Origin of the sequence: Pseudomonas sp. NPDC089406 (assembly GCF_044900265.1) — a bacterium.
GTDB classification, from domain to species: Bacteria; Pseudomonadota; Gammaproteobacteria; order Pseudomonadales; family Pseudomonadaceae; genus Aquipseudomonas; species Aquipseudomonas fakonensis.
The window spans coordinates 83,553-95,520 of sequence record NZ_JBJDNC010000028.1; the positions used below are offsets into that span (position 1 = coordinate 83,553).

An 11,968-nucleotide genomic window follows, 5' to 3' on the forward strand; every position below is an offset into this window, starting at 1 on the left:
AACCGCGCAGGCTTCTTCGCGGTGGTCCGGCACTCCGGTGAACCCGCTCCCACAGGGGGCGATGTGCCTGACGCTCATCGCCCAGGCACCAACCGCAACGTGCTCTGCGCCGGGATCACTCCCATGCGCGCCTTGTGGTAGCGCCCCTCGATGTAGTCCTCGGCCTGGTCGGCATAGTGCGCATCGAACGGCACGCCGCTTTGCCCCACCGGGTTGATGGTCAGCGCAGCGCCGGCATCGGCGAAGTCGATCAGGCGGCGGGTCGAAGGCCCATAGGTCACCGGCCACGGCGCCGGGCCGATTTTCGCCGAGAGGTTGTTGGGCACCTCGTGGCTGCCGGGGGCGGGGAAGGGGCCGACATTGAACAGCAGGTTCAGCGGCTTCTGCACCCCCAGCGGGTGGTTGTGGGTGAGGGTATGGGCCTTGCCCCACTGCCAGCTGGCCGGGTCCTGGCCGAAGGTCTTGCGCAGGTGCTCAAGGCTGCGCTGCCAGGCCTGGTACACGATGGCGGTGCGGTCGGTGTGTTCGTTGCTGCCGCGCTGGCGCCACCAGGGCGAGGCGGGGTCGGCGGCCAGGCGCGGCAGCGCGGCATCGATGGCGCGGGTGCTGAGCAGCACCGGGAACCAGGTGTCGCCCAACTCGTCGTGCAAGGCGGCGTAGGCCAGCTCATAAAGGAACTGGTTGAACAGCGTGGCGCTGGTGGAATCCACCGGGTAATCGCCGCGCCAGGCGGCCAGTTGTTCCACCAGTTCTTTCTCTTCATCGCCCTGGGCCACGTTGCGCAGGGTGCCGAGCAGTGGCGCCAGGGTGCGCGGGCCGTAGTCGTTGCTGGTGTCCAGCTGCAGGGCCTGGCTGTTCTGGGTGTCCCACTTGATGTCCGGGTTGCTCAGGTGGCGGTCGAGTTGGCGGCCACGGTCGGCCAGGTTGTAGTAACCGGGCACCGGCACCACGGCAGGCGGCTGGTAGTTGGCCGAGACGATGTAGCCGCTGGCCGGGTTCTCTTGCTGCGGGTTGACGCTGAACGGGTAGAAACCGGGCTTGGCGGCCTGGCCGGTGCTGCCATCGAGGATGAACGCCGGGTTGACCCCGTCGGGGCGGATCGGCAGGCGCGCCGCCGCCCACCAGCCGATATCACCACGGGCGTTGGCCCATACCAGGTTCAAGCCGGGCGCCTGCACCTTGGCGGCGGCCTCACGCATCTTGTCCAGCGTGTCGGCGCGGTTGATCTGGTAGAAGCCTTCGAGGATCGGGTTGTCGGTTTCGAGGAACGCCCACCACATGGCGATCGGCGTGGGGCCGGCAGTATCGCCCAGCACCTTGTTGACGATGGGCCCGTGGGGCGAGCGCTGCAGGGTGATGGTGGCGGGTTTTTCACCCTTGATGGCGACAGTCTGCTCGGTCTTTTCCAATGTTTGCCAGCGGCCATCGACCATCACCTGTTCGGGGTTGGCCGGGTTGGTCTTTTCGGCGATCAGGTCGAGGTCGTCGTTCTGGAACATGGTCAGGCTCCAGCCGAAGTCGCGGTTGTGCCCCAGCAGCGCGAACGGGTTGAGCCCCTGGAAGTAGCCATACAGGTTGAAACCCGGCGCCGACAGCTCGGCCTCGTACCACACCGCCGGCACGGCAAAGCCGATATGCGGGTCGCCTGCCAGCAGCGGGCGGCCGCTGCGGGTACGGTTGCCGGCCACGGCCCAGGCGTTGCTGCCCTCGAACTGCGGGATGCCGGCATCGCCCAGGGCGTCGTGGCTCAGCTTGGCCAACTGTTCCAGGCTGCGCCAGTCGGCGGCGGCCAGGGGCGTGGCCAGGGCGCCGCCGGGTTGCCAGTCGAGGTCGAAGATTTTCAGGTACTCGGGGCCGAGCTGGTCGCGGATGTAGGTGAGCGCAGGCTCGGTACGGAACGCCGCTGCGAAGCTGTAGGCCAGGTAGCCGGCGATGCTCAGGGTGTCCTCGGCGGTGAACGGGCGCGGGGTGATGCCCAGCAGGTCGAACTCCATGGGCTTGGGGTGGCCGGCCTGCCATTGGTTGACGCCGTCCAGGTAGGCCTGCAGGGCCTGCCAGGCCGGGGACTGGTGGTCGATGCGCTTGACCATCAATGCTGCCTGCTCGCGAATGCGCAGGCTGCGGAACAGGGTGTCGGTGGGCAGCAGCTTTTCGCCCAGCACTTCGGCCAGCTCGCCGCGGGCCAGGCGGCGCATGATCTCCATCTGGAACAGGCGGTCCTGGGCGTGTACGTAACCCAGGGCGCGGTACAGGTCGGGCTCGTTCTGCGCCTGCAGGTGCGGCACGCCGCGGGCATCGAAGCGTGCGCTGACCGGTGCCTGCAGCCCGGCCAGGGCCACCTCGCCGTCACGCACGGGCTGCTTGCCCTGCACGTACCAGTAACCGGTGCCGGCGGCGGCAACGGCAATCACCACGGCCAGCAGGGTCAGGCTGCGCTTCATCGAGACTCCTTGTGCACTCGAGCGAAATTTTGTGGTCCGATCATCGGCGTATTCGCGCACTGAGCATAGCCCCCAACAAGGAGTTTCCATGGCCCTCAGCGAAAAACAGAAAATGCTGGCCGGCCAGCTCTACCACGCCGGCTGCCCGGAACTGCAGGTGGAGCAGGTCGCCAACAAGCACTGGATGCACCGCTACAACACCAGCGTCGAGCTGCTCAACCAGGCGCGCCACGGGCTGTTGACCGAGCACTTCGCAAGTGTTGGCGAGGGCGTGGTGATCCGCCCGCCGTTTTATTGCGACTACGGCTACAACATCAGCGTGGGCGCCAACACCTTCATGAACTTCAACTGCGTGATCCTCGACGTGCTGCCGGTGCGCATTGGCGCCGACTGCCAGATCGGGCCGGCGGTGCAGATCTATACCGCCGACCACCCGCTGGACCCTGAGCTGCGCCGCAGCGGGCTGGAAAGCGGGCGGCCGGTGAGCATCGGCGACAACGTGTGGATTGGCGGCGGGGCGATCATCCTGCCGGGGGTGAGCATTGGCGACAACGCGGTGGTCGGCGCTGGCAGCGTGGTCACCCGTGACGTGCCGGCGGGCGCGGTGGTGGTGGGCAACCCGGCGCGGGTGCGTCAGCCGGCCCAGGGGCAGTAGCAGCCCACCGCCAGGGTGTTGGAGGCCTGCACCCGGCGCCCTTGCTGCAGGGCTTTGAGGATCGGTTCGATGAAGCTGTTGCTTGAATTGCACACCGCCCCTTCGCTATAGGGGCCGAAGTAGGCCAGTTGGCCGTCATGGTCCCAGATCGCCACGGCGGGGGTGGCGGGCAGGTGCTCGCTGCCGGGCAGGCTGGCCAGGGGCTTGAGGGCATCGAGGCTGGCCGGCAGTTGGCCATGGCTGCCGGGCTTTTGCAGTACATGGAAGCTCACCCCCAGCGGGGCGAACTGCGCCACCAGCTCGCCCAGGTGCTGCTGGTTGCCGACGTTGCACGGGCAGGCCGGGTCCCAGAAGTGCACCACACGGATCGGCCCGGGGCCGGCGAGCTCGGGCGGCAGGTGCAGCTGGCTGCCGTCGAACAGCGTGGCCTGGTTGTCGAAGGGGCGCAGGTAGCGGGCCTGGAAGCTGTCGTAGGCCCACCACAGCGCGGCGACGCAGAGCAGGGTGGCTATGGCGGTGATGAGTGTTCGGGTTGGCATGGTCAGCCTGAGAAACCTGGGGTGGGCATGGAACCCTGTGGGAGCGGGTTTACCCGCGAATGCGATGGCGCGGCCACTGACGCATTCGCGGGTAAACCCGCTCCTACAGGGCCCGTGCCGGCCGTTGAATGGTGTTGCAGCTTGCCACGGCATCGCCCAGACCTGAATATCCCAGATCAATACCCGCTGCGTTTCTGGATCTACCCGATGCCTGTCACCTTCCACCCCGACCTGCTGCGCGCCAGCCTTTCACCCCTTGTCGAACGCCAGCCGTTGCCTGCCCAGGGCCACGACTATCAGCGTTTCTACGGCCTCGACCTGCCGGCGCATAGCTGGCTGGGCGGCTTCCAGGCAGCCGGGTTCGACCTGGTGGGGCAGGTGTGGCTGCCCGAGCAGCCGGTGGCGACGCTATTTCTGCTGCACGGTTACTACGACCACATGGGCCTGTATCGCCATGTGATCGAGTGGGCGTTGGCCCGGGGCTATGCGGTGATCAGCTGCGACCTGCCCGGGCATGGGCTTTCCAGCGGCGAGCGGGCCAGCATCGAGGACTTCGGCTTGTACCAGCAGACCCTCGACGCCTTGTTCAATCAGGCGCGGCTGCTCGATTTGCCGCGCCCCTGGCACCTGTTTGGCCAGAGCACTGGCGGCGCGATCGTCATCGACCACCTGCTGCACTGCGACGGGCAAAGCCCGGCCGACGGCCAGGTGATCCTGCTGGCGCCGCTGGTACGCCCGCGGGCCTGGCACTGGTCGAAGCTCAGCTATTGCGTGTTGCGCCACTTCGTCAACGGCATCGAGCGGCGTTTCAGCGAGAACACCAACGACCCGGCGTTTCTGGCGTTTCTCGAAGCCGACCCGCTGCAACCACGGCGCCTGCCCACCGCCTGGGTGGGGGCCTTGCTGAAGTGGGTGCGGCGTATCGAGGTGGCGCCGCGCAGTACGCGGCAACTGCTGATTGTGCAGGGCGAGGCGGACGGCACGGTGGACTGGCCGTACAACCTGCAGGTGCTCAAGGCCAAGTTCGCCGAGCCGCAGATTCTCATGCTGCCCGAAGCCCGGCACCACCTGGCCAACGAGCTGCCGGGCATCCGCCAGCGTTATTTCGACTTCATCGGCCAGCGCCTGGGCTGATCAGTTCAGGTCCGACGCCTGCTGGCCGACTGCAAGGGCTGCGCGCACGGCGGCCACGGCAGCCTTGTAGTAGGCCTGGCCTTCGGGCGATTCGGCGAAGGTCGAAAATTCTTCCAGCTCGGCGTCCGACAGGTCGCGGTAGACATACAGCAAGGTGTTGTTCAGGTCTTCGCCCACCTGGTTCATCAGGCGCTGGCGCTGGCCGTCGAGCAGGCCCTGGGCCTGGCCGCCGCCGAACAGGCCGGGGATCATCGAGCTGAGGCTGTCGGCGGCAACGCCAGCGATGGCCAGGCTGACCTCGGCGCCGGCCTCGCGGGCCGGCAGGGCCTGGGCCAGGTGGCCGACGATCAGCAGGCGGTTGTCGCTGGCCTGCATCTTCGGCAGGCCCTTGGCGTTTTTGGCCAGTTGGTCTTTACGCGTGGCCAGCAGCTCGGCCGCCACCACCTTGCGCCCCAGCGGCGACTGGAAAAACGCCAATGCCGGGGCGGGGTTCTGCAGGGTGCTGCGCAGCTGCGCCTGGGCGCGCTTGTCCATGGCCTGGGCCTGGAAGCGCTGGTTGCTGTTGTTGACCAGCGCCTGGTAAACCGCAGGCGGCAGGCTGTTGCGGTAGCGCTGCTGGGCGGCGCTCACGGCATCGTTGAAATGGGCGCGCTGGTCGGGCCAGCCGGCGGCCTTGTACAGCTGATCGAGGTTGTCTGCCCAGACAGGCATGGTGCAGATCATCAGCAGAAGCAGGGAAAACAGACGGCGCATTCAGGACTCCTGTCGGCAGGCCGCTATTGTCCGTGGCGTGGCGGGGCTTTGTCGAGACGCACGCGGCGCTTCCTGACCAAGTGGCGCTGTGCGTGCGCAGGCCGAATGGCTATGATGCGCCATGCACACTCCTCTCGAACATTCACTGCTGTCGGCGATCGTCGACGACCTGGCCACCCGTGGCTGGTCGCAGCAAACCCTGTTTTTGCCCGACGCACTGTCGCGGGCACTCGCGGCCGAGTGCCGGCGCCGCTACGCCGAAGGCGAGCTGAACCCTGCCGGGGTGGGCCGTGGCACCGCGCAAGAAGTGCGCGAAGCCATTCGTGGCGACCAGATCCAGTGGCTCGACCCGGGCGAGTCGGCGCCGTGCGACCAGTATCTGGGCGCCATGGACAGCCTGCGCCAGGCGATCAACCAGGGCTTGTTCCTGGGCCTGGAGGATTTCGAGTGCCACTTCGCCCTGTACCCGCCGGGGGCCTTCTACCGTCGTCACCTCGACCGCTTTCGCGATGACGACCGGCGCATGGTCTCGGCGGTGTATTACCTGAACGAAAACTGGCAACCCGCGGACGGCGGCCAGCTGCGCATGTTCCTCGAGGGCGAGCAGGTGCATGACGTGCAGCCGGTGGCCGGCACCCTGGTGGTGTTCCTGTCGGGTGATGTACCCCACGAAGTGCTGGCGGCCGGGCGTGAGCGGCTGTCGTTGACGGGTTGGTTCCGCCGGCGTGGCAATGACCCGTTCTGAGCTGCCCAAGGTTCTCGTCAGCGCCTGCCTGCTGGGCCAGCCGGTGCGCTACGACGGGCGCGCCAGTGGCCACCCTGATGTGCTGCAACGCTGGCAGGCCGAGGGCCGGGTGGTGCCGTTGTGCCCCGAGGTGGCCGGCGGCTTGCCGACGCCCCGGCCCCCGGCGGAAATCCCCGGCGGGCAGGGCAGCCAGGTGCTGGACGGGCAGGCACAGGTGATCACGGTCGGTGGTGAGGATGTCAGCGATGCTTTTTTGAGCGGTGCGCAACAGGCGCTGGCGCTGGTGCGTCGGCATGGCATTCGCGTGGCGGTGCTCAAGTCCGGCAGCCCTTCGTGCGGCAACCGGTTGACCTATGACGGCAGCTTCAGCGGTGTGAAGGTGGCGGGTGAAGGGGTGACTGCCGCGTTGCTGCGCCGCGAGGGGGTGCTGGTGTTCAGTGAGCTGGAGCTGGAAGAGGCCTCGCTGGCGTTGCTTGGCGCTTGAGTCTGAGCCGGCTCTGTCGATCGACTGTAGGAGCCGGCTTGCCGGCGATAGGGCCAGCCCAGGTAACATTTGGCACCGGCGTTGCCGGTGATCGCCGGCAAGCCGGCTCCTACATTGAGCTGGCGATGGGGCTGCCTCGGTTTCAGTGCCCTTCTGCAGCCTGCTGCGTCTGTCCCTTGAACCACTTCTGCTCCAGCGCCCCCAGCCGGCCATCGTCCTTGATTCGCTGCAGCGCATTGTTCAGCGCGCTTTCGAAGGCCGGGTTGTCCTTCTGGAACGGGATCACCAGCTTCTCGTTGCCAAAGGGCTTGCTGGTGGTCAGCGGCGAGTCGGCGGCCTGTTCGCTGCTGCGTTTGTCGACCGTGATGTCGTAGGTGCCGCTTTCAACGCCGGTCAGTACTTCGGCGGCTGCGGTTTCGATGAACTCGGCGCGCAAGTCCAGCTCTTTGGCCAGGGCTTGGCCCAGTTCGATATCGAAGCCAGTCAGTTGCTCGTTTTCTTTGAACGAATACGGCGAGTTGTCGGTTTGCACGGCAATGCGCAATTCCCCGCGGTCGTTGATTTCGTCGATCAGTTCGGCCTGGGCCAGCGGGCTGACAAGTACGGCCAGCAGTACGCCAATGGTCAAACGCATGGGTGCCCCTTTTCTTTTTTGGCAGATGAATTTCATTCGCCGGGGGTTTCTCCCCGCCCCGGTCGAACGCAGCCTATGACCCTGCAAGGCCGCTTATGTTTAACCGAAACGCAAATATTTCTGCAGCGGCTTTTGAACCTCTGGTGCTGTGGCTGGACTATGGTGAACTACCGCACGACTTCGTTTAAGTCATAGCGCTCTATTGAAGTGAATCACAGGAGAAGTGAATGAAAAGCCTATTTTCGCGTGCTGCCGTCGCCGGTCTGTTGATGGGAGCCTCGGTATTGGCCAGTGCAGCGGATGCATTGAAGAGCCAGGAACCCCCGAAAGACGCCAAGGTGTTCATCGTTTCCCCCGCCGATGGCGCCACGGTCGACAAGACCTTCACCGTCAAGTTCGGCATCGAGGGCATGGGCTTGAAGCCTGCCGGTGACCAAACCCCGCACACCGGCCACCACCACCTGCTGGTGGACGTGGACAAAGCCCCGGTGGCCGACATGCCGCTGCCCACCAGCCTGATGCCCGAGAGCGGCGTGGCCCTGCCGGCCGGCCCGCAGGTGCTGCATTTTGGCAAGGCGCAAACCGAGGCCACCATTACCCTGACGCCGGGCAAGCACACCCTGCAGCTGGTGCTGGGTGACCAGTATCACGTGCCGTTCAAGCCGAGCGTCGAGTCGAAGAAGATTACGGTCGAGGTGAAGTAAGCGTTGGGTTCTTCGCGGGTAAACCCGCTCCCACAGGTACTGCACAACCTTGTCATGTTGTGATGCCCTGTGGGAGCGGGTTTACCCGCGAAGCAGGCGACACCAATCTTGCAGGCAAAAAAAGGGAGGCCACCAGGGCCTCCCTTTTCATGCCGCAATCACGCTCAGAACAGTACGCGCGAGCGGATGGTGCCCTTTACGTGCTGCAGCTTCTCTTGCGCCAGGTCCGAGTACTCGGCATCCACGTCGATCACCACGTAGCCGACTTTCTCGTCGGTCTGCAGGAACTGGCCGGAGATGTTGATACCGTTTTCGGCGAAGACCTTGTTGATCTCGCTGAGCACGCCCGGGATGTTTTCGTGGATGTGCAGCAGGCGGTGCTTGCCCGGGTGCGCCGGCAGGGCCACTTCAGGGAAGTTGACCGACGACACCGAGGTACCGTTGTCGCTGTACTTGACCAGCTTCTCGGCCACTTCCAGGCCGATGTTGGCCTGGGCTTCGGCGGTGGAACCACCGATGTGCGGGGTCAGGATCACGTTGTCCAGGCCACGCAGCGGGCTTTCGAACTCTTCGTCGTTGGAGCGCGGCTCCACCGGGAACACGTCGATGGCGGCGCCGATCAGGTGCTTGTCCTTGATCGCGGCGGCCAGGTGGTCCAGTTCGACCACGGTGCCACGGGCGGCGTTGATCAGGATCGAGCCCTTCTTCATCGCGCGGATTTCCTTCTCGCCGATCATCCACTGGGTGGATGGCAGCTCGGGAACGTGCAGCGACACGATGTCGGCCAGGCCCAGCAGCTCGTTCAGGTTGGTCACCTGAGTGGCGTTGCCCAGCGGCAGCTTGGTCAGCGGGTCGTAGAAGTACACCTGCATGCCCACGCTTTCAGCCAGTACCGACAGCTGGGTGCCGATCGAGCCGTAGCCGACGATGCCCAGTTTCTTGCCACGGATCTCGAACGAGTTGGCCGCGCTCTTGATCCAGCCGCCACGGTGGCAGGAAGCGTTTTTCTCGGGGATGCCGCGCAGCAGCAGGATGGCCTCGGCCAGCACCAGTTCGGCTACCGAACGGGTGTTGGAGTACGGGGCGTTGAACACGGCGATGCCGCGCTCGCGGGCCGCGCCCAGGTCCACCTGGTTGGTGCCGATGCAGAAACAGCCCACCGCGACCAGTTTCTTCGCGCAGTCAAAGACCTCTTCGGTCAGTTGGGTGCGCGAGCGGATGCCGATGAAGTGGGCATCTGCGATCTTTTCCTTCAGTTCGGCATCTGGCAGCGAGCCCGTGAGGTACTCGATGTTGGTGTAGCCGGCAGCCTTGAGGGTGTCCACGGCATTTTGGTGGACGCCTTCGAGAAGAAGGAACCTGATCTTGCTCTTGTCGAGAGAAGTCTTGCTCATCTGCTTAAACCTGTATCCCGGAGAAAAATGGCGAGGGGGTGAAGCGGCGCGGCATCGGCATTAGCACGAACAGCGGGGGCGCCATGCTACCATACGCGACACTTACTGAGCTGTTTCAGACAGTGAGACGAATTCAGGCTCACTATGAATTAGTTGAGAGTTCCCGCGATGACCGAGCGTGCATTACTGGATGAACTGAGTGCCCTTGTCGACCCCGGCAAGCTGCTGACCGACCCGGCTTCGCTGGAGGCCTACGGCAAGGACTGGACCAAGCACTACCCGCCGGCACCCAGCGCCATCGTGCTGCCCAAGACCGTCGAGCAGGTACAGGCCATCGTCCGCTGGGCCAACACTCACAAGGTTGCACTGGTGCCCTCCGGCGGGCGTACCGGGCTTTCCGGTGCAGCGGTGGCAGCCAACGGTGAAGTGGTCGTGGCCTTCGACTACATGAACCAGATTCTCGATTTCAACGAATTCGACCGCACGGTGGTCTGCCAGCCCGGGGTCATCACCCGCCAGCTGCAGCAGTTTGCCGAAGACCACGGCCTTTATTACCCGGTGGACTTCGCCTCCAGCGGCTCCAGCCAGATTGGCGGTAATATCGGCACCAATGCCGGCGGCATCAAGGTGATCCGCTACGGCATGACCCGCAACTGGGTGGCCGGGCTCAAGGTGGTCACCGGCAAGGGTGAGCTGCTGGAGCTGAACAAGGACCTGATCAAGAACGCCACCGGCTACGACCTGCGCCAGCTGTTCATCGGCGCCGAAGGCACGCTGGGTTTTGTGGTCGAGGCCACCATGCGCCTGGACCGCACGCCGCGCAACCTCACCGCCATGGTGCTCGGTACCCCGGACTTCGACGCGATCATGCCGGTGCTGCACGCCTTCCAGGGCAAGCTCGACCTCACCGCGTTCGAGTTCTTTTCCGACAAGGGCCTGGCGAAGATCATGGCCCGGGGCGACGTGCCCGCGCCGTTTGCCACCGACTGCCCGTTCTATGCGCTGCTGGAGTTCGAAGCCAGTACGCAAGAGGTCGCCGAGCAGGCCCTGGCCACCTTCGAGCACTGTGTGGAGCAGGGCTGGGTGCTGGACGGGGTGATGAGCCAGAGCGAGACGCAGCTGAAAAACCTGTGGAAGCTGCGCGAGTACCTGTCCGAAACCATCTCCCACTGGACCCCGTACAAGAACGACATTTCGGTCACCGTGTCGAAAGTGCCGGCCTTCCTGCGCGATATCGACGCTATCGTCGGCGAACACTACCCCGACTACGAAGTGGTCTGGTACGGCCACATTGGCGACGGCAACCTGCACCTGAACATCCTCAAGCCCGAGCACATGGGCAAGGACGAGTTCTTTGCCTCGTGCGCCAAGGTCAATAAATGGGTGTTCGAGATCGTCCAGCGCTACAACGGCTCGATCTCGGCCGAGCATGGCGTGGGCATGACCAAGCGCGACTACCTGGGTTACAGCCGCTCGCCTGAAGAAATCGCCTGCATGAAGGCGATAAAGGCCGTCTTCGACCCTAACGGCATCATGAATCCGGGTAAGATCTTCGCTCCCGAATAAAAGCAGTATTCACAGGAGTCGGCCATGAGTTACCAGCACCAGTACGTAGACGGTACCCGCATCCACTTCCCGCTGGGCAAGGTGGTATGCATCGGTCGCAACTATGCCGAACATGCCAAGGAACTGAACAACCCGATCCCCGCCGAGCCGCTGCTGTTCATCAAGCCGGGCAGCTGCGTGGTGCCGCTGGAAGGCGGCTTCAAGATCCCGACCGACCGTGGCTCGGTGCATTACGAAGCCGAAATCGCCGTGCTGCTGGGCAAGCCGCTGTCGACCAAACCGACCGAGGAAGAAGTGCTGGACGCGATTTCCGGCTACGCCCCGGCGCTGGACCTGACCCTGCGCGACCTGCAGAGCAAATTGAAGGAAAAGGGCCTGCCGTGGGAGCTGTGCAAAAGCTTCGACGGTGCCTGCGTGCTGCCGCCGTTCGTGTCGGCCGCCTCGTTCGAAGATGTCACCGACATTCCGGTGCGCCTGAGCATCAACGGCGAAGTACGCCAGGACGGCAACAGCGCGATGATGCTCAACCCCATCGTGCCGATCATCCAGTACATGGCCGCGTGCTTCTCGCTGCAGGCGGGCGATGTGATCCTCACCGGCACCCCGGCCGGGGTGGGCCCGTTCAACGTCGGTGACGAGCTGGTGCTGGAACTTCCGGGCGTCTGCCGGTTCGAAAGCCGCGTGCTCTGATCCTGAAGCGGCGATGGCCTTGCAGCCATCGCCGTGCCGCCGCGCTGGCGGCATTTGCCGTTTTTTTCACAAATGATTCGGATAATGCGCAACTCTGTGCCCATTCGCCGACGTTAGGCTTTTTAGGAAAAGTCGCCGAGCGGCGATCAGGCAAGGCGAAAACAGGCGAGGAAGCGGAGTTTGCTGGTTGCAAATGAGCATTCCGAGCCTGTTTTCAACGCAGCATGAT

General features: G+C 64.7%; 12 protein-coding genes. 7 read left to right on the forward strand and 5 right to left on the reverse strand.

Features of this window, described 5'->3' with window-relative positions; translation table 11 throughout:
- Window positions 1–74: 74 nt before the first annotated feature.
- On the reverse strand, window positions 75–2,441 hold the full coding sequence (locus ACI2KK_RS19615; RefSeq protein WP_404670192.1) for a penicillin acylase family protein: 2,367 nt from the start codon (window positions 2,439–2,441) through the stop codon (window positions 75–77).
- Window positions 2,442–2,529: 88 nt separating this feature from the next.
- Between ACI2KK_RS19615 and ACI2KK_RS19620 the strand changes: the two genes are divergently transcribed.
- On the forward strand, window positions 2,530–3,096 hold the full coding sequence (locus ACI2KK_RS19620; RefSeq protein ID WP_404670193.1) for a sugar O-acetyltransferase: 567 nt from the start codon (window positions 2,530–2,532) through the stop codon (window positions 3,094–3,096).
- Here ACI2KK_RS19620 and ACI2KK_RS19625 read toward each other — a convergent pair.
- The gene (locus ACI2KK_RS19625; RefSeq protein ID WP_404670194.1) at window positions 3,075–3,635 is read right to left on the reverse strand and encodes a DUF6436 domain-containing protein; all 561 of its coding nucleotides are present in this window, start codon (window positions 3,633–3,635) and stop codon (window positions 3,075–3,077) included. The two genes, ACI2KK_RS19620 and ACI2KK_RS19625, sit on opposite strands and share 22 nt — an antisense overlap.
- 207 nt (window positions 3,636–3,842) lie before the next feature.
- Between ACI2KK_RS19625 and ACI2KK_RS19630 the strand changes: the two genes are divergently transcribed.
- Window positions 3,843–4,769, forward strand: coding sequence for an alpha/beta hydrolase (locus ACI2KK_RS19630; protein ID WP_404670195.1), 927 nt, complete (start codon window positions 3,843–3,845; stop codon window positions 4,767–4,769).
- Here the strand turns inward: ACI2KK_RS19630 and ACI2KK_RS19635 are convergent, their stop codons facing one another.
- On the reverse strand, window positions 4,770–5,522 hold the full coding sequence (locus tag ACI2KK_RS19635) for a DUF2059 domain-containing protein (protein ID WP_217841290.1): 753 nt from the start codon (window positions 5,520–5,522) through the stop codon (window positions 4,770–4,772).
- A 121-nt stretch (window positions 5,523–5,643) separates the two neighbouring features.
- Here ACI2KK_RS19635 and ACI2KK_RS19640 point away from each other — a divergent pair, with 121 nt between their 5' ends.
- Both ACI2KK_RS19640 and ACI2KK_RS19645 read left to right on the forward strand, forming a co-directional pair.
- Window positions 5,644–6,267 carry a 2OG-Fe(II) oxygenase gene (locus ACI2KK_RS19640; RefSeq protein WP_404670196.1) on the forward strand — a complete coding sequence of 208 codons (624 nt, stop codon included), beginning with the start codon at window positions 5,644–5,646 and terminating at the stop codon, window positions 6,265–6,267.
- Entirely contained in the window at window positions 6,254–6,751 is a 498-nt protein-coding gene (locus tag ACI2KK_RS19645) for a DUF523 domain-containing protein (protein ID WP_404670197.1), read from the forward strand. Before ACI2KK_RS19640 ends, ACI2KK_RS19645 begins: the two co-directional genes overlap by 14 nt.
- 142 nt (window positions 6,752–6,893) lie before the next feature.
- On the opposite strand, the gene ACI2KK_RS19650 is transcribed toward ACI2KK_RS19645, so the two are convergent.
- Window positions 6,894–7,385 carry a transporter substrate-binding domain-containing protein gene (locus ACI2KK_RS19650; RefSeq protein WP_404670198.1) on the reverse strand — a complete coding sequence of 164 codons (492 nt, stop codon included), beginning with the start codon at window positions 7,383–7,385 and terminating at the stop codon, window positions 6,894–6,896.
- Window positions 7,386–7,612: 227 nt separating this feature from the next.
- On the opposite strand from ACI2KK_RS19650, the gene ACI2KK_RS19655 reads away from it, so the two are divergent.
- On the forward strand, window positions 7,613–8,089 hold the full coding sequence (locus ACI2KK_RS19655; RefSeq protein WP_404670199.1) for a DUF4399 domain-containing protein: 477 nt from the start codon (window positions 7,613–7,615) through the stop codon (window positions 8,087–8,089).
- Between the two features lie 164 nt (window positions 8,090–8,253).
- Here ACI2KK_RS19655 and serA read toward each other — a convergent pair whose 3' ends face one another.
- Window positions 8,254–9,483, reverse strand: a complete 1,230-nt coding sequence (gene serA / locus ACI2KK_RS19660; protein ID WP_369989130.1) for a phosphoglycerate dehydrogenase — start codon at window positions 9,481–9,483, stop codon at window positions 8,254–8,256.
- Window positions 9,484–9,651: 168 nt separating this feature from the next.
- Here serA and ACI2KK_RS19665 point away from each other — a divergent pair, with 168 nt between their 5' ends.
- Window positions 9,652–11,049 (forward strand): FAD-binding oxidoreductase, encoded by a 1,398-nt coding sequence (locus tag ACI2KK_RS19665; RefSeq protein ID WP_404670200.1) that lies wholly within the window; start codon window positions 9,652–9,654, stop codon window positions 11,047–11,049.
- Between the two features lie 24 nt (window positions 11,050–11,073).
- Complete coding sequence (locus ACI2KK_RS19670; protein ID WP_217841297.1) at window positions 11,074–11,739, forward strand: fumarylacetoacetate hydrolase family protein; 666 nt, start codon at window positions 11,074–11,076, stop codon at window positions 11,737–11,739.
- The last annotated feature ends 229 nt before the right edge of the window (window positions 11,740–11,968 follow it).

Bases quoted from the DNA above. Each gene is read 5' to 3' on its own strand.
- ACI2KK_RS19615 (WP_404670192.1), bottom strand. From the start codon at position 2,441: ATGAAGCGCAGCCTGACCCTGCTGGCCGTGGTGATTGCCGTTGCCGCC.
- ACI2KK_RS19620 (WP_404670193.1), top strand. From the start codon at position 2,530: ATGGCCCTCAGCGAAAAACAGAAAATGCTGGCCGGCCAGCTCTACCAC.
- ACI2KK_RS19625 (WP_404670194.1), bottom strand. From the start codon at position 3,635: ATGCCAACCCGAACACTCATCACCGCCATAGCCACCCTGCTCTGCGTC.
- ACI2KK_RS19630 (WP_404670195.1), top strand. From the start codon at position 3,843: ATGCCTGTCACCTTCCACCCCGACCTGCTGCGCGCCAGCCTTTCACCC.
- ACI2KK_RS19635 (WP_217841290.1), bottom strand. From the start codon at position 5,522: ATGCGCCGTCTGTTTTCCCTGCTTCTGCTGATGATCTGCACCATGCCT.
- ACI2KK_RS19640 (WP_404670196.1), top strand. From the start codon at position 5,644: ATGCACACTCCTCTCGAACATTCACTGCTGTCGGCGATCGTCGACGAC.
- ACI2KK_RS19645 (WP_404670197.1), top strand. From the start codon at position 6,254: ATGACCCGTTCTGAGCTGCCCAAGGTTCTCGTCAGCGCCTGCCTGCTG.
- ACI2KK_RS19650 (WP_404670198.1), bottom strand. From the start codon at position 7,385: ATGCGTTTGACCATTGGCGTACTGCTGGCCGTACTTGTCAGCCCGCTG.
- ACI2KK_RS19655 (WP_404670199.1), top strand. From the start codon at position 7,613: ATGAAAAGCCTATTTTCGCGTGCTGCCGTCGCCGGTCTGTTGATGGGA.
- serA (WP_369989130.1), bottom strand. From the start codon at position 9,483: ATGAGCAAGACTTCTCTCGACAAGAGCAAGATCAGGTTCCTTCTTCTC.
- ACI2KK_RS19665 (WP_404670200.1), top strand. From the start codon at position 9,652: ATGACCGAGCGTGCATTACTGGATGAACTGAGTGCCCTTGTCGACCCC.
- ACI2KK_RS19670 (WP_217841297.1), top strand. From the start codon at position 11,074: ATGAGTTACCAGCACCAGTACGTAGACGGTACCCGCATCCACTTCCCG.